Here is a 20,022-nt window from a genome sequence, read left to right as displayed (position 1 = left end):
CCGTGGACTCCTATTGGCAATCAGCCTCGGGTTACGCTGCGTGACCGCCGGCTTCGGTCTGCACAAAGGCATCGGCGCATTGCTTGGCAAGCGCGCGCACCCGGCCGATATAGGCCTGCCGCTCGGTGACAGAAATGACGCCGCGCGCATCGAGCAGGTTGAAGACATGGCTGGCCTTGATGCACTGGTCATAGGCCGGATGGGCCATGATGATGCGTTTGCCGGTCTTGGGGTCGATATGCTCCTGCGCGAGGATCGCGGCGCATTCGGCCTCGGCCTCCTCGAAATGGCGCAGCAGTACCTCGGTATTGGCCACGTCAAAGTTCCAGCGGGCGTATTCTTCCTCGGTCTGCTTGAACACATCGCCATAGCTCAGCGGGATCAGCGCGTCCGGGTCGTTGAACGGCATGTCCATCACGTGATCGACGCCCAGAATATACATCGCCAGACGTTCCAGACCATAGGTCAGCTCGCCCGATACCGGGTGACAATCGTAGCCGCCGACCTGCTGGAAATAGGTGAACTGGCTGACTTCCATACCGTCGCACCAGACCTCCCAGCCCAGGCCCCAGGCGCCGAGCGTCGGGCTTTCCCAGTCGTCCTCGACAAAACGAATGTCGTGCATGTCCATATCGACGCCGATCGCCTCGAGGCTGCCCAGATACAGCTCCTGCAGGTTCGGCGGCGAGGGTTTGATCAGCACCTGATACTGGTAGTAGTGCTGCAACCGGTTCGGGTTCTCACCATAGCGGCCATCGGTCGGACGGCGCGACGGCTGCACATAGGCGGCCGCCCAGGCCTTGCTGCCCAGCGCGCGCAGCGTGGTCGCGGGGTGAAAGGTGCCCGCGCCGACTTCCATGTCGTAGGGCTGCATAATGGCACAGCCTTTGGAGGCCCAGTACGTCTGAAGCCGCAGAATGATCTCTTGGAACGAGCGCGGAGCGCCTTTGGTGTCGGTCATGTTTCTTCCCTATGGGGGCAGCAAATCCGGGGTTCTTCCTATGCAAGCCCCGGCGCAGGGTCAACGGCGCATCGCAGCCTCAGCGGCTCCGGCCCCGCTGAAACACGCAGCCCCCGCCCTCCAGCGCGTCCCTGAGGCCACATCAGCCGAATTTGGCGCCATCCGCCGGGTTTTCCCCCTGCGAAGAGGAGTTCCCTTCGCGGCGCGAAAGTGGTTATGTGCGCGCCAACGACCGATCACCCCGATAGAGGCCTTTTGATGAAGAGTTTGATTGCTACGCTGGCACTGTCCCTGATGGCGCTGGCATCCGCCTTTACAGGTGTTGCCACCGCCCAGACCGGCACCCAACAATCCGCGCAGGAGACGGTCTGGATCCAGGTTGCCGCCCGCGCCTCCCTGCGCGAAGCCCAGGCCGAAGCGCAGGAATTTGCCGCGCGGCTGCCCGATGTCTCCGGCTTCTCGCTTGGCGGTGGCTGGTATGGCATTCTGCTTGGCCCCTATACCCGCAGCGATGCCGACCGGGTGCTTCAGGTCTACCGCGCCGAACGGCAGATCCCGCGCGACAGCTTCATCGCGTTAAGCAGCAACCTCGGCAATCAGTTCTACCCGACAGCCGCCACCGCCAATACCGAACCACAGGCCACCGTCGAAAGCCCGGTTCTGGAGCCGATCGACCCCGCAGTGGTGACCCAGGCCCCGGCGGAACCGGTCGAAACCGTGCTCCCCGATGAGACCCCGGCTGAGGCGCGCCGCAGCGAATCCCGTCTCACCCGTGAAGAACGCATGGATCTGCAAATCGCGCTCAAGGCCGCCGGTTTCTATACTTCCAACATCGACGGCGCCTTTGGTCGCGGCACGCGTGGCTCCATGTCGGACTGGCAGTCGGCCCGCGGCTACGCGCCCACCGGTGTGCTGACCACCGCCCAGCGTCAGGCGCTGATGGATGAATATAACGCGCCGCTGATTTCGGTTGGCATGGCCCCCCTCACCGATACCAAAGCCGGGATTTCGATGCAGATCCCCGCAGGTGAAGTGACCTTCGATCGCTACGAATCTCCCTTTGCCCTGTTCAAGAGCAGCGGCGATCTCGGCGCGCAGCTGCTGCTGATCAGCCAGCCCGGTGACCGGCGCACGCTCTACGGTCTCTACGACATCATGCAGACGCTGGAGATCGTCCCTCTGGACGGTCCGCGCCAGCGCAGCGGCGACAGCTTCACCCTGGAAGGCCGCGGCAATGGCATCGTCTCCTATACCGAGGCCCGGCTCGCCAATGGCGAAATCAAGGGCTTCACGCTGGTCTGGCCGACCGGTGACGACGAGCGGCGCGCCCGCGTGCTGGCAGCGATGTCGGCCAGCTTCGAACGCATCGACGGCGTTCTGGATCCCGCCGCCGGTGCCGATGCCCCGCAGAATGTCGATCTGATCTCGGGCCTTGACGTGCGCAAGCCGCGCCTGTCGCGCTCCGGCTTCTATGTCGATGCCAAGGGCAGCGTGGCGACCACCGCCGATGTGGTTGCAGGCTGCACCCGGGTGACACTGGATCACGACTACCAGGCCGAGGTCGCCTATACCGACACCGCCACCGGCATCGCCGTGCTGCGCCCGGTTGAGGCGCTGGCCCCGATGGCCGTCGCCAAACTGGCCAGCGCCTCCGCCCGTCTTCAGTCCGATATCGCGGTTTCCGGCTTCTCTTACGAGGGCGTCCTCGGCGCCCCCAGCCTCAGCTGGGGCAGCTTGCAGGATGTAAAGGATCTGTCCGGCAACCCCGGTGTCTCGCGTCTGCAACTCAGCAGCCAGCCGGGCGATGCGGGCGGCCCGGTGCTGACCACCGATGGCGCCGTGCAGGGCATGTTGCTGAGCCAGACCAAAGGCGCCACCCAGCTGCCAGAAGGGGTCAGTTTTGCGGCAAATGCCGATACCCTGCGCGCCGCCCTGAGCAGCGCCGGGGTCACCGCCTCTGACGCCAGCGCTGAGGCGACCGCCCTGCCGGTCGGGGCGCTGACCCGTCAGGCCAGCGGCATGACCGTTCTGGTCAGCTGCTGGGACTGAGCCACGGCCAGCCACCGCCCTGCGGGGCTTTGCAAACCAAATAAGGCCGGAGCGAATGCTCCGGCCTTATTCGTTTCCGCGCCGATCTGTTCAGCCGATCTTTACTCACACGCTCAATAGGCGTGGATGCGGCCATCCCAGGTGTGAAAACAGCCCGTGGTTTCCGTGCTCAGCACGTCAAACTCATGCAGCAGCCCGGCGACGGATTCCTGCACCGAGATGTCGCCCTCTTCGCCGCCCATATCCGTCCGCACCCAGCCCGGATGATAGATCCCGACGGCGATGCCCTCCGGCAGCAGATCCGTCGCCAGATTGCGCCCGATATTGAGCGCTGCCGCCTTTGACGCGCGATAGGCATAGCTGCCGCCGGGCGCACGGGCATGGCTCGCCATCTGTGACGAAATGATCGCGATCTTCGGATCCGCCGCCAGCCGCAGGTTCGGCAACAGCGCCTGCACCGTCAAAAAGACCCCAGTGACATTGGCGGCCAGCGTCTTGCCCCAGACCTCGGCAGAGTAATCCTCCAGCGCCATTGATTTATCGAGATAGACACCGGCGTTGCACACCAGCAGGTCAACCGGTCGCCCCTTCAGCTGGGCGGCAAACCGCGCCTGCTGGCCGGGATCGGTCACATCCAGCCGCACACCGGAGGAATGATCGCGCGACGTGCCCGTCACCTCGTGACCATCCTCCCGCAGCTTCGCGACCAATTCGCGGCCAATGCCCCGGCTGGTTCCTGTCACGACGACATGCATACATGCTCTTCCTTCAATTGGTTTTTCTATTGGGCAGGAAGGGCAGCGGCAGCACCGGCACGCCCTCCTCGATCAGCGCCCGCGCCTCTTCCGGCCGGGCCTCACCGTGGATCGCCCGCTCCGGCGCATCACCAAGGTGCATGGCGCGCGCCTCATTGGCGAAATCCTTACCGACGTAATCTGAATTCTTCTCAACCTTGCGCCGCAGCTCCGCCACCGCAGCCTCCAGCTCTCCCGATGGGGTGCTCAGCGCCCCCGCACCGGGTGGAACCGCGCGCAGCGCGCCCGGCGCTCCAGCCGCCTGTGGTGCAGGTTGCTGCGGCGCGACAGCCCCCGCAGCGGCACGCAGCTCTGCCTCACCGACCGGCGAAACCGCCGTACGGCCGGGGCGCACGCGGGGCGCCATGATTGCCTTTTCCACCTGACTGGATCCACATTGCGCACAGGCCACCATCCCCGCCGCTGCCAGCTTGTCAAAAGCGGCTGCCGACTGGAACCAGCTGTCAAAACTGTGTCCTTCAGCGCATTTCAGAGCGTATTGTATCATCGTCATCACTCTTCATCAGGAGGGGATGATTAAATCTGCAATCCCCACAAGTGCAAGGGCAGAAGCGCCCGCTGCCGGTGTTCCACATCAGACCGCCGCAGATCGGCAACCGCCTTCGGGGGGCGGGTTGCTACCGTGGTGCCAGCAACCGGTCCTGCAGGCGCGCAACCAATGTCTCATGTGGCTGATCCGCCGCCACCGCCAGACGACGCAGACCAAAATGGACCCGCGCCATTTCCTGATAATAGCCCGAATAGACGAAATTGGTCGTGGCCCCGGCCACGGCCCCCAGCACCGGCAGTGTCTGCGCGGCCAGCTTCTGGCCCAAAACCATGCTGAAACGGGGTGCCACCTGCGCGATCAGTTTCTGCACCGCCCCCCCGGTCAGCCCCAGCCGCAGTGACAGGAACCCCAGATCCGCGCCATCATCCGCCGCCAGCGGACCGGCAGCAGCGAACACCCGGATACAGTCAAAGCGCACGCCCTCGGCCTCCGGGTCAAAGCCCTCTTCGGCCGCCACCCCCTGAATACTGCGCAGCAGGAAGGCCGTGGTTGCGGGCAGCTCGACCAATGCTCCGGGCAAACCGCCCATGCCACCCGCCGCGCCCATCGCGGCGCTGACCGCGCGGTTGACCGCCGCCGGCTGATCCGGCACCACCCGGCGCGATCCGCTGGCCCCCTGCATCGCCAGTTGCAGCGCCTGCTCGGTGGCGCCGTTCAACCGGCTCCGCACCGGCGCAGGCAATTTGTCCAGTAGCCCGTCAACCGAGCCGCCCAGCAGGTTCAGGATCTGGATGCCCAGCCCACCGGCGGCGCGGTAACGCTTGGCCAGCGCCTCCAGCTCCGCCTCCACGGCAGCAGCGTCCAGCGGCGTGGTCAGGGCAGTATCAGGGGTCAGGATCTCGGTCATGGCATACCTCATGTTGCCAAAAAAATGTTTGTCTTCCCGGCCCGTATTTCAAGATCTCGGTAACCTGCGCCTGCGATCCACCCCGATCAGCCCCGATCAGCCGGGGATCTGCGGCCCACTCCAGCGCAGAACCCTGCCGCGCACATCGGCCCAGCCGCCAGCCGCCAGATCCAGACCCAGAACCCGCTCCGGGTTGGTCGGCGGCGGCATCTCGACCGCGGGCAGCAGCGAAAACCCAAAGCGCCGGTAATACGGCGCATCGCCCACCAGCAGCACCCTGCTCCAGCCGCGCTCCTCCGCCTTGGCCAGACTGTCGCGGATCAGGGCGCCGCCCAGTCCCTCGCCCTGATGGGTCGGGTGAACCGCCACCGGCCCCAGCAGCAGCGCCGGCAGGCCCGCCTCACCAATCCGCACCGGCCAGAAGCGGATCGCCCCGGCCAGAATACCGCCCTGATCGCGCGCCACCTGGCTCAGCCCGCTGACCGGCGGCACGTCGTCGCGCAAACGATAGGACGACAGCGCCTCGCGACCGGGCGCAAAGCACAGGTCATATAGCGCCTCGACCTCCCAGCGGTCCTCGGGCTGCTCTGCCTTCAACTCAATCACGCGCCCGCCTCCACGCCCGTCGCCGTCACCGCCCGCTGACCAGCCCAGCACCACCGAGGGATTTGCCCCACAGCGCGCTGCAAACTCTTCACGCAGGCTGGTCATCGCCCTAACACGGGCGTAAGCCTTGGGCAAACCCCGGCAGCCGGATCCGCAAGCAATACCAGCAGGCTACCGCTCCGGCTCAGACTTGGAGACCAGCATATGTTCTACCGACCCGAGAGCGGCCACGGGCTGCCGCACAACCCGTTCAACGCCATTGTCACCCCGCGCCCCATTGGCTGGATTTCCACCCGTGCGGCCGATGGCACCAACAATCTGGCGCCCTATTCCTTCTTCAATGCCGTCGCCTATGAACCGCCGCAGGTGATGTTTGCCTCCACCTCGGCCAAGGACGATCAGGACGGCACCAAGGACAGCGTGGCCAATATCGCCGAAACCGGCGTGTTCTGCGTCAATGTTGTCTCCTACGCGCTGCGGGATGCAATGAACGCCAGTTCCGCAGCCCTGCCCAAGGGGGTGGATGAATTTGCCCACGCGGGTCTGGAGATGGCCGCCTGCGAAACCATTCCCTGCGGTCGTGTCGCCGCCGCCCCGGCTGCGCTGGAATGCCGCCTGACGCAGATCGTGACCCTTCCCGGCGCCGCCAACAAGGTGGTCTTTGGCGAGGTGGTCGGCGTCCATCTCGACGACAGCTGCCTGATCGACGGGACTTTCGATGTGACCCGCTTCCAGCCGCTGGCGCGCCTTGGCTACCGTGACTACTCTGTGGTGCGGGATCTGTTTTCCCTCACCCGCCCGGATGAATGAGGCCCAGAAATGCCGTTACCCGACCCAAAGAAACGCCATCCGATCACCCTGCCCGATGGCAGCGCCCATGCCGGCACGGTGATGCTGTCGGAGGCGATTGATCACCCGAATTTCTCCATCGGCGCCTTCACCTATGCCTCCGCCTTTGAACCGCCGTCGGACTGGGCCAGCCGTCTGGCGCCCTATCTCTTTGCCGGATCGCGCGAGCGGGTGGTGATCGGCAGATTCTGCCAGATCGCCGAGGGCGTGCGCATCATCACCGCCTCTGCCAATCACGCGCAGGACGGGCTCAGCTGCTATCCTTTCCCGGTGTTCGATCAGACGCAGATGACCGGATTTCAGCCCGATACCCGCGACACGGTGATCGGCAATGATGTCTGGATCGGCTATGGCGCGATGATCCTGCCGGGGGCGCGGATCGGGGATGGCGCCATCATCGGTGCCGGTGCGGTGGTGCGCGGGTCAATCCCGCCCTACGCCATCGTGACCGGTAACCCCGGCACCGTCCACAGCTACCGCTTCACCAAACCGCAGATCGCGCGCCTGCTTGGTCTGAAATGGTGGGACTGGCCCGCCGACCTGATCTCGCGCGCTGAACCTGCGCTCTTGTCCGGTGACCTCGACATGCTGGAGACCCTGGCACCTGACTGACCAAGCTTTGCCCAAGAGCGCCGTTCAATCACCGTAAAACGAGAAAACCCGCGACGCCGATGGTGTCGCGGGTTTCTTCTTTCAGATGCCACGGGACAGCTTAGTGGCCACCCAGGATCCCGGTCTTGACCGAGTAGTCCACCGCCAGCGCATAGTCAGGGTCATCGTCGCTATCGACCATCAGATGCCCGGCCTTGGTCAGAAGCTGATGACAATCGCGGCTCAGATGCCGCAGCACCAGCGCCTTGCCCTCGGCCTCATACTTGCCCGCCAGCGCCTCGATCGCCTGTAGCGCCGACTGATCCACCACCCGGCTGCGGGCAAAGTCCACGATCACATGATCCGGGTCATTCGCCACATCGAACAGCTCGATGAACCCGTCGGTCGAGCCAAAGAACAGCGGCCCCTCGATCTCATAGACCTTGGCGCCCTTGTCGGTCGCGGATTCGCGGGTATAGGCGTGGATGCGGCGGGCGTTGTTCCAGGCATAGGCCAGCGCCGAGACGATCACGCCCACAACCACCGCAATCGCAAGGTCGGTCATCACCGTCACCACGGTCACCAGCACAATGACAAAGGCGTCCATCATGGGCACTTTGGTCATCACCTTGAAGCTGTTCCAGGCAAATGTGCCGATCACCACCATGAACATCACGCCCACCAGCGCCGCCAGCGGGATCTGCTCGATCAGCGGCGAGGCCACCACGATAAACGCCAGCAGGAACAGCGCCGCAGCAATGCCCGCAATCCGCGTCCGACCGCCGGATTTCACGTTGATCATCGACTGGCCGATCATCGCACAGCCGCCCATGCCGCCAAAGAAGCCTGTGACCACGTTGGAGGCCCCCTGCGCGATACATTCCTGGCTTGCCCCGCCCCGCTTGCCGGTGATTTCACCAACCAGGTTCAGCGTCAGCAGGCTCTCGATCAGGCCGATCGCCGCGAGGATCACCGCATAGGGCAGAATGATCCACAGCGTCTCCAGCGTGAAGGGTGCCAGCGCTGTGCCGTAAAGGCCTTCACCCGTGCCAAACGGATTGTGGAAGGAGGGGAAACTGCCCTTGATCGAGGCCATATCGCCCACCGTCGGCACGTCAATGCCCAGCGCGATCACCAGCGCCGCCACGATGCCGATCCCGGCCAGCGGCGCCGGAACGATGGCGGTGATCTTGGGTGTGCCCCAGATGATCAGCATGGTCAGCCCCACCAGCCCCAGCATCATGATCAGCTGCGACCCTGCCAGCCAGGCCTCGGTATTGTCCGGGTCCTTGAACTGCGTGAGCTGCGCCAGGAAAATCACAATCGCCAGCCCGTTCACAAACCCCAGCATCACCGGATGCGGCACCAGCCGGATGAATTTCCCCCAGTGCATGACACCGGCAAAGATCTGCAAGATCCCCATCAGCACCACCGTGGCAAAGAGGTATTCGACCCCATGCTGGGCCACCAGCGCCACCATCACCACCGCCAGCGCCCCCGTCGCGCCGGAGATCATCCCGGGCCTGCCGCCAAAGACAGCCGTGATCAACCCGACCATAAAGGCCGCATAAAGCCCGACCAGCGGGTGCACCCCCGCCACAAAGGCAAAGGCGACCGCCTCCGGCACCAGCGCCAGCGCCACGGTCAGGCCCGACAGCAATTCGGTGCGCACACGGCCCACGGTAAAGCCCTCGTCCTGCATGATGGAGAGATTGGGCGGTGAAATCTGTTTGGCGAGCGTCGCCATTATGCCGCGGGTCATGGGGTCACCTGTGATCGGGAAAGGGTATCGTTAGCGCCCGCCCCTAGCGGAATTCCGCCAGTGGGGCAAGGGCAGCCCCCGTTACCGCCCGCTCAGCGCCCAATGGGTCAGCCCTCCTGTCCAAATGTTTCGCACGCGAAACATTGCGGCAGCGCTGCTGACATTAAACTTAAGCGGTTGTTAAGGTCTTACCGCTCGCCTCGCTTTGATTGTCCCACAATCCATCGGACGGTTCTCATCATTGGAATTGGAGAATATGTGATGCAAGGCGCCAACAAGATAACGGATTTAAGGACGATGCAGGAAGGCGAGCTTTCCCCAGCAGATGAAAAGCGCATCGCCGCCAGCTCTCGAGCTTCACCAGATCGTGTTATGTGCGATCTGAACCCTCACATCCGCGGTGAGCGATCTGCGAAGCCCGCCGGTCATTGAAGTGATCACAAAATTCCCGGCCGCGACTGGGAAAGCTTCTCAGCGATCGCCTATGCCGCCGACGTCGTGGTTCCGATCATCGACTTCGGCCAGACCGAGGCCTGGGCACCCTCCACCACCCGTGGCCCGGCGGGTGTGATCCTGTGGTGGGCACGCTGGATCTTCACCTTTGCAGGCTGGATCGTCACCGCCCTTGGCGCGGCGGCTTTGACCGGGATCATCCGGCGCGAATAGCGCCCGCCTGTCATCTTTCTCCAAATACTCTCGCCGAAGGCCTTGCTACCGCCTACAGGGCGGCAGCAATCAAATCCCCCGTCGCGCTTGTCAAACCGGGGCCTCCTCGGGCAGAACGACAAGGACCAGCTTCAGGGGACAGAACACGTGACACAGGAAACAATGATTGCCGTCATCGGCGGCTCGGGCCTCTATGACATCGACGGGCTGCAAAACGCAGAATGGGTCTCGGTTGAGACGCCCTGGGGGGCGCCCTCGGATCAGATCCTGACCGGCAACCTCGATGGTGTGAAAATGGCCTTCCTGCCCCGCCACGGGCGCGGCCATGTGCATTCGCCGACCGAAGTGCCCTATCGGGCCAATATCGACGCGCTGAAACGGCTCGGCGTCACGGATGTGTTTTCGATCTCCGCCTGCGGCTCCTTCCGCGAGGAGATGGCGCCGGGGGATTTTGTCATTGTCGATCAGTTCATCGACCGCACCTTCGCGCGCGACAAGAGCTTCTTCGGCACCGGCTGCGTGGCGCATGTCAGCGTGGCCCATCCGACCTGCGAGCGGCTGTCCGATGCGGCAGAGACCGCGGCGCGGGACGCGGGCATCACTGTGCATCGCGGCGGCACCTATCTCTGTATGGAAGGGCCGCAGTTCTCCTCCATGGCCGAAAGCAAGATGTACCGCAGCTGGGGCTGCGACGTGATCGGCATGACCAATATGCCGGAGGCCAAGCTCGCCCGCGAGGCTGAGCTTTGCTACGCTTCCATCGCCATGGTGACGGATTTCGACAGCTGGCACCCGGATCATGGCGCGGTGGAAATCACCGACATCATCGCCACCCTGACCGGCAATTCCGCCAAGGGCCGTGCGCTGGTGCAGCGGCTGCCTGCGCTGCTGGGGGCGACCCGCGAGGCCTGCCCGCATGGCTGCGACCGCGCGCTGGAACATGCCATCATGACAGCGCCGGAAAAACGCGATGCCGCGCTTCTGGCCAAACTGGATGCGGTTGCCGCACGGGTTCTGGGCTGACCGGCTGCCGGGGCCGCCGAGGCGGCCTCGGCATACCGACCGCCCGGTCTGGTAACGGTTGATTAGCGCCTCCGCCGCTGGTTCCGAAAGGCCACAGCCGCGCCGGTTGAGAGCAGCCACCCCATCCGCCCCCTTGCCTGCGCCAAGAGCATCAGCGACATATCATTGGTCGCGTCGCCCGCTAGGGGCCGCAGGCGCCAGAGATCAGACGACCCATTCCAGACGACCAAAAAGGGGACACCCCATGGCCCGCAAGACTGCTGTCAAAGACTACATCCGCACCATCGTGGATTTCCCCCATGAGGGCATCATGTTCCGCGATGTCACCACGCTGTTTGCCGATCCGCGCGGGTTTCGCATGGCAATCGACCAGATGCTGCACCCCTATGCGGGCGAGCAGATCGACAAGGTTGTCGGGCTTGAAGCGCGCGGTTTCATCCTTGGTGGCGCCATCGCCCACCAGCTGAGCGTCGGTTTTGTGCCGATCCGCAAGAAGGGCAAGCTGCCCGGCACCACCATCAGCCAGGAGTACAAGCTGGAATATGGCGAGGCGATCATGGAGATCCATGACGACGCGATTCAGCCCGGAGAGAAGGTTCTGGTGGTCGATGACCTTCTGGCCACCGGCGGCACTGCGGCGGCGGGCATCAAGCTGATCGAGCGGCTCGGCGGTGAGATCGTCTCCTGTGCCTTCATCATCGACCTGCCGGAGCTTGGCGGCCGCAAGGTGCTCGAAGATCTGGGCATGGATGTCACCGTGCTCTGCGAATTCGAAGGCGCCTGAGCCTCTGCAAATAGGGTTGGATCACCCCTAAATTGCAAAGAGCACCCAGCGTTCAATCACATAATTGTGAGTGGAAATTCTAAAAGCGCGCGGCTTAGGCGGCGCGCTTTTCTTGTCAACATGCAGGTGGCGGAAACCCGCCAGATCCAAACCGCAGACCTCGCCGTAATACCGTCAATGCCGACACAGGCAGGTAACCCAGACAGAGGACTGTACTCATGATCCGCAAGACACTTCTGACCGCCGCCGCCTCGCTCGCCCTGACCACCTCGGCTTTTGCCGGTGGTCACGCAAAGGACATCGTTGACACGGCTGCGGGTGCCGGTGATTTCTCGACCCTGATCGCCGCAGTTGAAGCTGCTGGCCTGGTCGACACCCTGAAAGGCAACGGTCCCTTCACCGTGTTTGCCCCGACCGATGCCGCCTTTGCCGCCCTGCCCGAGGGCACCGTCGAAGAACTGCTGAAGCCTGAAAACAAGGACAAGCTGATCGAGATCCTGACCTACCACGTGGTGCCAGGCAAGGTGATGTCCGGTGATCTGGTCGATGACATGAAGGCCGCCACCGTTCAGGGCAGCGAAATCACCATTGATCTGGACAGCGGCGTGATGGTCGATGAGGCCAAGGTGGTGACCGCCGATATCGAGGCTGAAAACGGCGTCATTCACGTCATTGATACCGTGATCATGCCCTGAGCCTACGGGTGGGTCGGCCAGCGAAGCGGTTCGCGCGGCCACCACCCACAGGTGGCGTGAACGCAGCCCGGCGATCTTTTTCCTTTCGGATCGCGGGATGCCTCGGCGCCACCATCGGCAGCGGCGGCCCGAGACGTCGCTGCCGAGACCCTTTGAAACGATAGCAGCCTTTAGGCCTCTCTCCCCCGGTAACAGGCGTTATTATCGTTGCAGCATGTCGGCGCGTCTCCTAGCGTGCCGACATGTCTACATCCGCAATCCTCGACAGCCGCTACTCCTGGACCAGACTTCTGGTGACGCTGGCCATTGCCACCGTCGCAAATGTCGGCATGTGGGCGGTGATCGTGGTGATGCCTGCGGTCGAAGCCGAGTTTGGCGCAGGCCGTGCGGCGGCGTCGCTTCCCTATACATTGACGATGATCGGCTTTGCCGTTGGCAATCTGGTGATTGGCCGTCTGGTAGACCGGTTTGGCATCACGCTGGCGCTCTGCGCGGCGGCGGCGCTCAGTGCGGTGAGCTACGGGCTGGCGATGCTGGCGCCGGATATGCTCTGGCTGTCGGCGGCGCATCTGTTTCTGGGGCTTGGCACGGCAGCGGGGTTTGGTCCGCTGATCGCCGATATTTCGCATTGGTTCCAGCGGCGGCGCGGCATCGCGGTGGCGCTGGTGGCCAGTGGCAACTACCTCTCCGGGGCGATCTGGCCGACCGCCCTTGCCGATATGCTGGCCGAAAGCGGCTGGCGCAGCGTTTACGCCACATTGGCAATGGTCACGCTGCTGGTGGTCGTGCCTTTGTCCGTGGTGCTGCGGCGGCGCATCCCGGTGGACGCCCTGGGCCACAGCGCAGCCGCATCCGCCAGCAACGCGGCCCGGGCGGGGCTCTCGCCGCGCCAGCTCCAGTGGGTTTTGGGTCTAGCCGGTGTTGGCTGCTGCGTCGCCATGTCGATGCCGCAGGTCCATATCGTGGCCTATTGCGTCGGGCTGGGCTACGGCCCCACGGTGGGCGCCGAGATGCTGTCGCTGATGCTGCTGGGCGGCGTGGTCAGCCGGGTGATTTCGGGGCTGGTCGCGGATCGGTTCGGCGGCGTACGCACGCTGCTGGTGGGCTCCATCCTGCAATGTATCGCGCTGTTTCTATACCTGCCCTATGACGGCATGGTCTCGCTTTATCTGGTCAGCGCCATCTTTGGCCTGGCGCAGGGCGGGATCGTTCCCAGCTATGCGCTGGTGGTGCGGGAATACATGCCCCCGGAGGAAGCCGGAACGCGAGTTGGTTTCGTAATGATGATGACCATCCTCGGCATGGCGCTGGGAGGCTGGATGTCCGGCTGGATCTACGACGTCAGCGGGTCCTATCAGCTGGCCTTTGTGAACGGGATCCTGTGGAACGGGCTCAACATCGCGATCATGGTGCTGCTGCTGATGCGCAGCCGACCGGCGCGGCCCCGGATGCAACCGGCCTAACGACGGTACCACCACTGCCTAGTCTGCCAGTGGCACCACCGCGCCGGGGTTCATGATGCCATGCGGATCAAGCGCCTGTTTGATCGCCCGCATTGCCGCCAGTTTGACCGGATCGCCATATCGCGCCAGATCGGCGACCTTCAGCCGCCCGATGCCATGTTCGGCGCTGACCGAGCCGCCGTAATCATGGGTCAGATCATGGACGCAGCGTTTCACCTCATCGCGCAGATGCTCATAGGTGCTGCGGTCCCGCCCCTGCGCCGGAAAGACATTGTAATGCAGATTGCCGTCGCCCAGATGGCCAAAGCAATTAATCCGCATATCTCCCAGGGCCGCCAGACGCTTGCCACCTTCGACAATGAAATCGGGGATGCGCGAAATCGGGATCGAGATATCATGGCTGGAGACCGAGCCGATGCGGCGGTTGCCTTCCGGGATATGTTCGCGCACCGACCATAGCGCCTGCCGCTGCGCCTCAGACTGGGCGATGACGCCATCGCTGCTCAGCCCCGCTGCCAGCGCCGTCTCAAACAGCTGCGCCAAGGCATCCTGCGGGGCGCTGCCCTGCGGCAGTCCAAGATCAATCAGCACGCACCAGTCCGGCAGGTCGCTGAACGGCAGCCGCAGATCTGGCAGGGTTTCGCGCAGGAACTCAAGCCCTTGCCGGTGGATCAGTTCGAAGGCGCTGATCGTCTCGCCCAGCTGGTCCCGCGCCATCGCCAGCAGATCAATCGCCGCCGCTGGCGAGGCCACCGTCAGCATCGCGGTGCCCTGTTCGGCCGGAATCGCGGAGAGTTTCAGCGACGCGGCCGTGATAATGCCCAGCGTGCCCTCGGCCCCGATCAGCAGGTTGCGCAGATCATAACCGGTGTTGTCCTTGCGCAGGCGGCTGAGGCCCTGCCAGATCTCGCCGGTTGGCAGCACGGCTTCCAGTCCCAGACAGAGATCGCGGGCATTGCCGTAGCGCAGAACATTGACGCCGCCGGCATTGGTCGAAAGGGTGCCGCCGATGCGGGCGGTGCCCTCGGCGGCGAGTGACAGCGGGAACAGTCGGCCCGCTTCGGTGGCGGCGCGTTGCACGTCGGCCAAGATCATGCCCGCCTCAACCGCGATAACGTTCTCCTGCGGGTAGACCCCGCGCAGGGCGGTCATCCGTTCCAGCGAAATCACCAGCGGCGCCGGCCCCCCGGCCCCCATGATCTGCCCGCCAACAAGCCCGGTGCCGCCGCCATAGGGCACCACCGGCACATGGGCGGCATGGGCTGCCCGCAGCAGCGTTGCGACCTCGTCGGTGCTGCGCGGCAGGGCGATGACCCCCGCCTGCCCGTGATAGCGGCCACGCGGCTCTTCCAGATAACGCGGTTCAGCCGGGCGCAGGGTATCGGCAGGCAGCACCGCGCGCAGATGGTCGACAAAACCGGTGTCCGCAGGGTTCAGGGTCATGCGCATCTCTCCTAATGCCGTGCTGTGGGGTCGGCCCCCGCGTTGACCGCGCCCGCCGCGGCCTCAGGCCTGGCCGACCTGCGTGCGTCCGCGCCGGTCATGGCGCAGGGAAGCATATAGAACGTGGGTGCGCCAGCGCCCGTTGATTTGCAGATAGGATTGCGCCACACCTTCATATTTGAAGCCCGCACTCTCCAACAGCCCGCGCGAGGCGGCGTTTTCCGGCAGACAGGCCGCCTCGATCCGGCTGAGGTCCAGCTTGGTAAAGGCGTGATGCACCACGGCCCCGATCGCCTCACGCATATAACCGTGGCGGGCAAAGGGCTGACCGGTCCAATACCCCAATGTGCCCGCCTGCGCAGGCCCACGACGGATATTGTCGAGGGTAATTGCCCCGATCAGCAGCTGATCGCTGCGCCGGATCAGGAACAGCGGCAGCGCCGAACCGGAGCTGACCGCCCGGCGCGCCCAGTAGACCCGATTTGTGAAGCTCTTGCGGCTCAGGTGATCCACCGCCCAGCTCGGTTCCCACGGGGTGAGATAGCCCTGGCTGTGCTGGCGCAGCGCCGCCCAGTCGCGAAAATCCGCATGAACCGGCGGCCTGAGAGTCAGGCGTTCGGTCTCGATACGCACCTTGCGTCCGGTCAGCAACATCAGGCCGCGCGCCTCTCCTGCAGAGCTGCCAGCGGGGCGGCGTCGCCCACCGGACCATAGAGCGCCAAAGCCATCGAGGCGCGGTGGGCCATCTCTTCGGCCATGGCGCGCACATCGGCAGTGGTCACCGCGTCGATCCGCGCCACGGTCTCCTCAAGCGGCGGCACCTTGTCCCAGATCTGCACCAGCCGTGCCAGCCGTTCGGCGCGGTTGGTGGGGCTTTCCAGCCCCATCAGCATCCCCGCCTTCATCTGCGCCCGCGCCCTGTCCACCTCGGCGTCGCTCATATCGCTGGCGGCGCGCTTCATCTCGTCGATGGTGATGCCAGCCAATTCATCCAGCTGATCGCCGGAGGTGCCTGCATAAAGCGTCAGCGTGCCGGTATCGGCATAGGCGCCGGTCTGGGCAAAGATGGTGTAGCACAGCCCGCGTTTTTCACGCACCTCCTGGAACAGGCGGCTCGACATGCCGCCCCCCAGTGCGCTGGAGTAGATCTGCGCGGTATAGATCGCATCGTCGCGGTAGCCCGGCCCCTCAAACGCCAGTGCGATATGGGCCTGTTCCAGCGCCTTTTCATGGCGCGCCTCACCGCCCGTGAAGCTGGCCGCTGCGGGCATAATCAACGTCTTGGGGGGCATTTTGCCAAACAGCTCTTCGGCCAGTTTGACAATGGCGTCGTGATCCACCGCACCGGAGGCTGCAAGGATCATCTGGCCGGGGCCATAATGTTCCGAGACAAAGCGTTCCAGATCTTCGCGGCCAAAGGCCCGCACCCGTTCGGCGGGGCCAAGGATGGTGCGGCCAATGGGCTGATCGTGATAGCTTTCTTCCTGAAGCCAGTCGAAAATCACATCATCGGGCGTATCCAGCGCCTGACCGATTTCCTGTAGGATCACGCCACGCTCAATCTCGATCTCGCGCGGGTCGAACACCGGGTTCAGAACGATGTCGGCCACGACATCCAGCGCCAGAGGTACATCCTCCTGCAACACGCGGGCGTAATAGGCGGTCACTTCGCGGCTGGTGTAGGCGTTGATATAGCCGCCAACATCCTCGATCGCCTCGGCAATCTCCAGCGCGCTGCGCCGCTTGGTGCCTTTGAACGCCATATGCTCAAGAAAATGAGCGATGCCGTTCTGCTCGATCCGCTCGTTCCGCCCGCCTGCGGTCACCCAGATGCCGATGGCGGCAGATTGCAGCCCCGGCATGGTTTCGGTGACGATCCTGAACCCGTTGGCGAGTTGGTGCTGTTGAACTGTCAATTCGCGATGTGCTTTCTGATATGTGTCTCAAGAGTGGTCAGATCATTGGCGATCCGCGTCACCCGCTCCGATCTGTCATACAGATCTGCCATGCGCGGGGGAAGAGGCGGATGAACGCCGCTGGCAGCCTCGACCGCAGCCGGGAATTTCGCCGGATGGGCGGTGGCCAGAGTCACCATCGGGACCGATGTGTCACGCTGTTCATTGGCGACCTTCACGCCGATGGCGCTATGCGGGCAGAGCAGCTCACCCGAGGCGGCGCGTTCGGATTTGATGGTGGCGGAGGTTTCCTCCTCGGAGCAGCGACCGGACACGTAATGCTCCTGCAGGGACTGCATGGCGCCCTGGCTCACCTCGAAACCGCCTGTCTTCAGCTCCTCCATAAGCTGAGCCACTGCCGCGCCACCTTTCCCGTAGGCATAGAACAGCGCGCGTTCAAAGTTAGACGAGACCTGGATATCCATCGACGGGGAGATCGACGGAATGGTTTCGCCCTTGTGGTAGCCCTGCCCGCTCAGGCAGCGGTGCAGGATATCGTTCTGGTTGGTGGCGACCACCAGCTTGTCGATGGGCAGGCCCATCTGCTTGGCGATGAAACCTGCAAAGATGTCGCCGAAATTGCCGGTCGGCACGGTGAAGCTGACCTTGCGCTCCGGCGCGCCCAGCGACACGGCGGAGGTGAAGTAATAGACCACCTGTGCCAGCACGCGGGCAAAGTTGATCGAGTTCACGCCGGCCAGTTTCACCTCATCGCGGAAGTCGAAGTCGTTGAACATATCCTTCAGCGCGGCCTGGCAATCGTCGAAGTCACCATCCACGGCAAGCGCATGCACATTGGCATCGGTGGGCGTGGTCATCTGGCGGCGCTGCACCTCGGACACCCGGCCATGCGGATAGAGGATAAAGACATTGACCGCATCCAAGCCACCAAAGGCCTGGATCGCCGCCGACCCGGTATCGCCGGAGGTGGCGCCGACGATGGTCACGCTGTCGCCGCGCCGTTTCAGGGCGGTTTCAAACAGCTGACCGATCAGCTGCATCGCGAAATCCTTGAACGCCAGCGTCGGGCCGTGAAACAGCTCCAGCAGGAAATGGTTCGGCGCCAGCTGCACCAGCGGCGCGCGGGCGGCGTGGCCAAAGCCGTCATAGGCGCGGGCGATGATGCCGCGGAATTCCTCATCCGTGAAGCAATCGCCAAGGAAGGGGCGCATCACGCGAAAGGCGACCTCCTCGTAGGAGAGACCGGCAAGGGCCGCGATCTCATCCTTCGACATGGTCGGGATTTCCGCCGGCACGTAAAGACCGCCGTCACGGGCAAGCCCGGTCAGCATGGCGTCTTCAAAGGTCAGCTCGGGCGCCTGGCCCCGGGTCGAGATATATTTCATCGCTTCAGCCTTCGGATTTGGGGCGCGAGCGCCACAGGAAATAAGTGGTCATCGCGGCCCAGATAAGGGCCAGCGAAAACCAGGTGATCGCGTATTGCAAGTGATTGTTCTGAATGCCCGCCGTGGTCACCGGCTGTGGTGTCACCGCTGCATCTGGGGCGACGCTGCGGGCCACAATCAGCACCGGTTCAGTGTCGAGCCGCTCTGCCATATAGGCCAGATCGCGGGCATAGAGGATATTGGTGTCAACTTCGGGGGCCGGTGTGGTCCAGTCGCCTTCATCCGGCCACAGCAGGTTGCCGGTAACCGTGACCGGACCAAACGCGCGCGCGCGCTCCTTGGCGGCGGAGGCAATGAACCCGCGGTCCAGAAGCAGGCGGCGGCCCTCCGCCGTCACCAGAGGGGCGATGATGCGATAGCCGGTCTCTGCCGCCTTGGTCACCCAGAAGACATGAAGTTCGCCCGGCTCGATCCGACCGCTGACGGTTACGGCACGGTAACGGTCGTCTTCCTCGGTCGGGGTCAGCGGCAGCGCCGTCGGCGCAGCGGCGATGCGCGCCTCGATGGTCTGAAGCAGGTCTTCTTTCCACTCCAGTCTCTGGATCTGCCAGATCCCCAGCGACAGCAGCGCCATGAGGCCCAGACCGCCAACAAGGGAGAGAAAGATCAACCGTCGCATCGCGCCGTCCTTGCGAATGAGAAAGCGCGCGGAGCATGGCTCCGCGCGCTGCATGTCTTACGGGGTCAGGTCGGGATTCGAAACCTTAAACCTGTACCCGTTACAATTCGGGCGATGCCCTTAGTGGGCGAGACCGGCGGTGCCCCAGACGTAGACCGCCACGAAGAGGAACAGCCAGACCACGTCAACGAAGTGCCAGTACCAGGCGGCGGCTTCAAAACCCACGTGCTGCTCGGGGGTGAAATCCCCCTTCATCGCGCGGATGAGGCAGACGGTCAGGAAGATGGTGCCGATGATCACGTGGAAACCGTGGAAACCGGTCGCCATGAAGAAGTTCGAGTAGAACTCATCGCCGCCGAACTGCCAGCCTTCGTGCAGCAGGTGAGCATATTCATAGCCCTGCAGGAAGGTGAAGAAGATGCCCAGAACGATGCCGATGGCCAGACCCTGGATCAGCGCTTTGCGGTCGTTGTTGTGAACCAGCGCGTGGTGCGCCCAGGTCACCGCACAGCCCGACAGCAGCAGCACCAGCGTGTTGATCAGCGGCAGGTGGAAAGCATCGACCGGGTAGATCTCGGGCGCTGCATAGGCGGTGCCGACATAGGTCTCCATCGGGTAGATCGCATGTTTGAAGAACGACCAGAACCAGGCGAAGAAGAACATCACTTCGGACATCACAAAGAGGATGAAGCCATAGCGCAGGCCGATCCGCACCACCGGGGTGTGATCCCCCTGGCGCGCCTCGGCGACAACCTCTGCCCACCAGGCATAGGCGCTGTAGACCACCATGACAAAGCCGCCCCAGAACGCATAGGCGGTGATCCCGTGCATCCACAGAACCGCACCGAACAGCATGATGAACGTGCCAAGCGAGCTGAGCAGAGGCCAGATCGACGGCGGAAGAATATGATAGTCGTGATTTTTAGCGTGCGCCATTT

At 63.9% G+C, this 20,022-nt stretch carries 20 protein-coding genes; 8 read left to right on the top strand and 12 right to left on the bottom strand.

Annotation, left to right across the window (positions count from 1 at the left end):
• Positions 1 to 31: 31 nt before the first annotated feature.
• Positions 32 to 961, bottom strand: a complete 930-nt coding sequence (locus VWY34_RS07575) for a glycine--tRNA ligase subunit alpha (protein WP_340544678.1) — start codon at positions 959 to 961, stop codon at positions 32 to 34.
• 258 nt (positions 962 to 1,219) lie between these two features.
• Between VWY34_RS07575 and VWY34_RS07570 the strand changes: the two genes are divergently transcribed.
• Complete coding sequence (locus VWY34_RS07570; RefSeq protein WP_416545090.1) at positions 1,220 to 3,010, top strand: serine protease; 1,791 nt, start codon at positions 1,220 to 1,222, stop codon at positions 3,008 to 3,010.
• Positions 3,011 to 3,123: 113 nt separating this feature from the next.
• Here the strand turns inward: VWY34_RS07570 and VWY34_RS07565 are convergent, their stop codons facing one another.
• The 4 genes from VWY34_RS07565 to VWY34_RS07550 all read right to left on the bottom strand — a co-directional run bounded on the left by VWY34_RS07565 (position 3,124) and on the right by VWY34_RS07550 (position 5,828).
• Positions 3,124 to 3,765 carry an SDR family oxidoreductase gene (locus VWY34_RS07565; protein WP_340544676.1) on the bottom strand — a complete coding sequence of 214 codons (642 nt, stop codon included), beginning with the start codon at positions 3,763 to 3,765 and terminating at the stop codon, positions 3,124 to 3,126.
• Between the two features lie 13 nt (positions 3,766 to 3,778).
• Positions 3,779 to 4,312, bottom strand: a complete 534-nt coding sequence (locus VWY34_RS07560) for a DUF1178 family protein (protein ID WP_340544675.1) — start codon at positions 4,310 to 4,312, stop codon at positions 3,779 to 3,781.
• A gap of 130 nt (positions 4,313 to 4,442) precedes the next feature.
• The gene (locus VWY34_RS07555; RefSeq protein WP_340544674.1) at positions 4,443 to 5,222 is read right to left on the bottom strand and encodes an EcsC family protein; all 780 of its coding nucleotides are present in this window, start codon (positions 5,220 to 5,222) and stop codon (positions 4,443 to 4,445) included.
• 96 nt (positions 5,223 to 5,318) lie between these two features.
• Positions 5,319 to 5,828: a GNAT family N-acetyltransferase gene (locus VWY34_RS07550; protein ID WP_340546284.1), complete on the bottom strand. Its 510-nt coding sequence runs from the start codon at positions 5,826 to 5,828 to the stop codon at positions 5,319 to 5,321.
• 204 nt (positions 5,829 to 6,032) lie between these two features.
• On the opposite strand from VWY34_RS07550, the gene VWY34_RS07545 reads away from it, so the two are divergent.
• Entirely contained in the window at positions 6,033 to 6,638 is a 606-nt protein-coding gene (locus VWY34_RS07545) for a flavin reductase family protein (protein ID WP_416539343.1), read from the top strand.
• Positions 6,639 to 6,647: 9 nt separating this feature from the next.
• Positions 6,648 to 7,289, top strand: coding sequence for a CatB-related O-acetyltransferase (locus tag VWY34_RS07540; RefSeq protein WP_416535777.1), 642 nt, complete (start codon positions 6,648 to 6,650; stop codon positions 7,287 to 7,289).
• A gap of 100 nt (positions 7,290 to 7,389) precedes the next feature.
• Here the strand turns inward: VWY34_RS07540 and VWY34_RS07535 are convergent, their stop codons facing one another.
• Complete coding sequence (locus VWY34_RS07535; RefSeq protein WP_340544671.1) at positions 7,390 to 9,030, bottom strand: SulP family inorganic anion transporter; 1,641 nt, start codon at positions 9,028 to 9,030, stop codon at positions 7,390 to 7,392.
• Positions 9,031 to 9,528: 498 nt separating this feature from the next.
• Between VWY34_RS07535 and VWY34_RS07530 the strand changes: the two genes are divergently transcribed.
• The 5 genes from VWY34_RS07530 to VWY34_RS07510 all read left to right on the top strand — a co-directional run bounded on the left by VWY34_RS07530 (position 9,529) and on the right by VWY34_RS07510 (position 13,661).
• Positions 9,529 to 9,696 (top strand): hypothetical protein, encoded by a 168-nt coding sequence (locus tag VWY34_RS07530; RefSeq protein ID WP_416543175.1) that lies wholly within the window; start codon positions 9,529 to 9,531, stop codon positions 9,694 to 9,696.
• Positions 9,697 to 9,858: 162 nt separating this feature from the next.
• Complete coding sequence (locus VWY34_RS07525) at positions 9,859 to 10,719, top strand: S-methyl-5'-thioadenosine phosphorylase (protein WP_416545171.1); 861 nt, start codon at positions 9,859 to 9,861, stop codon at positions 10,717 to 10,719.
• 244 nt (positions 10,720 to 10,963) lie between these two features.
• A complete protein-coding gene (locus VWY34_RS07520; RefSeq protein ID WP_008563170.1) occupies positions 10,964 to 11,503 on the top strand; it encodes an adenine phosphoribosyltransferase in 540 nt (179 codons plus the stop codon).
• Between the two features lie 218 nt (positions 11,504 to 11,721).
• Positions 11,722 to 12,198, top strand: a complete 477-nt coding sequence (locus VWY34_RS07515) for a fasciclin domain-containing protein (RefSeq protein WP_416545088.1) — start codon at positions 11,722 to 11,724, stop codon at positions 12,196 to 12,198.
• A 242-nt stretch (positions 12,199 to 12,440) separates the two neighbouring features.
• Positions 12,441 to 13,661 (top strand): CynX/NimT family MFS transporter, encoded by a 1,221-nt coding sequence (locus tag VWY34_RS07510; RefSeq protein ID WP_416545086.1) that lies wholly within the window; start codon positions 12,441 to 12,443, stop codon positions 13,659 to 13,661.
• An 18-nt stretch (positions 13,662 to 13,679) separates the two neighbouring features.
• Here VWY34_RS07510 and VWY34_RS07505 read toward each other — a convergent pair whose 3' ends face one another.
• The 6 genes from VWY34_RS07505 to VWY34_RS07480 all read right to left on the bottom strand — a co-directional run bounded on the left by VWY34_RS07505 (position 13,680) and on the right by VWY34_RS07480 (position 20,020).
• A complete protein-coding gene (locus VWY34_RS07505) occupies positions 13,680 to 15,104 on the bottom strand; it encodes an FAD-binding oxidoreductase (RefSeq protein WP_416545084.1) in 1,425 nt (474 codons plus the stop codon).
• A 63-nt stretch (positions 15,105 to 15,167) separates the two neighbouring features.
• On the bottom strand, positions 15,168 to 15,758 hold the full coding sequence (locus VWY34_RS07500; RefSeq protein ID WP_416545082.1) for a GNAT family N-acetyltransferase: 591 nt from the start codon (positions 15,756 to 15,758) through the stop codon (positions 15,168 to 15,170).
• On the bottom strand, positions 15,758 to 17,020 hold the full coding sequence (locus VWY34_RS07495) for a M16 family metallopeptidase (RefSeq protein WP_416535770.1): 1,263 nt from the start codon (positions 17,018 to 17,020) through the stop codon (positions 15,758 to 15,760). Before VWY34_RS07495 ends, VWY34_RS07500 begins: the two co-directional genes overlap by 1 nt.
• The gene (thrC, locus tag VWY34_RS07490) at positions 17,017 to 18,405 is read right to left on the bottom strand and encodes a threonine synthase (protein WP_416545080.1); all 1,389 of its coding nucleotides are present in this window, start codon (positions 18,403 to 18,405) and stop codon (positions 17,017 to 17,019) included. The genes VWY34_RS07495 and thrC overlap by 4 nt, the downstream gene beginning before the upstream one ends.
• Before the next feature lie 4 nt (positions 18,406 to 18,409).
• Positions 18,410 to 19,084, bottom strand: a complete 675-nt coding sequence (locus VWY34_RS07485; protein ID WP_416545169.1) for an SURF1 family protein — start codon at positions 19,082 to 19,084, stop codon at positions 18,410 to 18,412.
• A gap of 120 nt (positions 19,085 to 19,204) precedes the next feature.
• On the bottom strand, positions 19,205 to 20,020 hold the full coding sequence (locus VWY34_RS07480; RefSeq protein ID WP_340544658.1) for a cytochrome c oxidase subunit 3: 816 nt from the start codon (positions 20,018 to 20,020) through the stop codon (positions 19,205 to 19,207).
• Positions 20,021 to 20,022: the final 2 nt, after the last annotated feature.

This window comes from Phaeobacter sp. JH20_02 (assembly GCF_048056915.1).
GTDB classification, from domain to species: domain Bacteria; phylum Pseudomonadota; class Alphaproteobacteria; order Rhodobacterales; family Rhodobacteraceae; genus Phaeobacter; species Phaeobacter bryozoorum.
Note: the sequence above shows the minus strand (reverse complement) of the source record. Positions and strands in the feature narration are given on the sequence as shown.

Coding starts and splice junctions, on each gene's coding strand:
- VWY34_RS07575 (WP_340544678.1), bottom strand. CDS start 961: ATGACCGACACCAAAGGCGCTCCGCGCTCGTTCCAAGAGATCATTCTG.
- VWY34_RS07570 (WP_416545090.1), top strand. CDS start 1,220: ATGAAGAGTTTGATTGCTACGCTGGCACTGTCCCTGATGGCGCTGGCA.
- VWY34_RS07565 (WP_340544676.1), bottom strand. CDS start 3,765: ATGCATGTCGTCGTGACAGGAACCAGCCGGGGCATTGGCCGCGAATTG.
- VWY34_RS07560 (WP_340544675.1), bottom strand. CDS start 4,312: ATGATACAATACGCTCTGAAATGCGCTGAAGGACACAGTTTTGACAGC.
- VWY34_RS07555 (WP_340544674.1), bottom strand. CDS start 5,222: ATGACCGAGATCCTGACCCCTGATACTGCCCTGACCACGCCGCTGGAC.
- VWY34_RS07545 (WP_416539343.1), top strand. CDS start 6,033: ATGTTCTACCGACCCGAGAGCGGCCACGGGCTGCCGCACAACCCGTTC.
- VWY34_RS07540 (WP_416535777.1), top strand. CDS start 6,648: ATGCCGTTACCCGACCCAAAGAAACGCCATCCGATCACCCTGCCCGAT.
- VWY34_RS07535 (WP_340544671.1), bottom strand. CDS start 9,030: ATGACCCGCGGCATAATGGCGACGCTCGCCAAACAGATTTCACCGCCC.
- VWY34_RS07525 (WP_416545171.1), top strand. CDS start 9,859: ATGATTGCCGTCATCGGCGGCTCGGGCCTCTATGACATCGACGGGCTG.
- VWY34_RS07520 (WP_008563170.1), top strand. CDS start 10,964: ATGGCCCGCAAGACTGCTGTCAAAGACTACATCCGCACCATCGTGGAT.
- VWY34_RS07515 (WP_416545088.1), top strand. CDS start 11,722: ATGATCCGCAAGACACTTCTGACCGCCGCCGCCTCGCTCGCCCTGACC.
- VWY34_RS07510 (WP_416545086.1), top strand. CDS start 12,441: ATGTCTACATCCGCAATCCTCGACAGCCGCTACTCCTGGACCAGACTT.
- VWY34_RS07505 (WP_416545084.1), bottom strand. CDS start 15,104: ATGACCCTGAACCCTGCGGACACCGGTTTTGTCGACCATCTGCGCGCG.
- VWY34_RS07500 (WP_416545082.1), bottom strand. CDS start 15,758: ATGTTGCTGACCGGACGCAAGGTGCGTATCGAGACCGAACGCCTGACT.
- thrC (WP_416545080.1), bottom strand. CDS start 18,405: ATGAAATATATCTCGACCCGGGGCCAGGCGCCCGAGCTGACCTTTGAA.
- VWY34_RS07485 (WP_416545169.1), bottom strand. CDS start 19,084: ATGCGACGGTTGATCTTTCTCTCCCTTGTTGGCGGTCTGGGCCTCATG.
- VWY34_RS07480 (WP_340544658.1), bottom strand. CDS start 20,020: ATGGCGCACGCTAAAAATCACGACTATCATATTCTTCCGCCGTCGATC.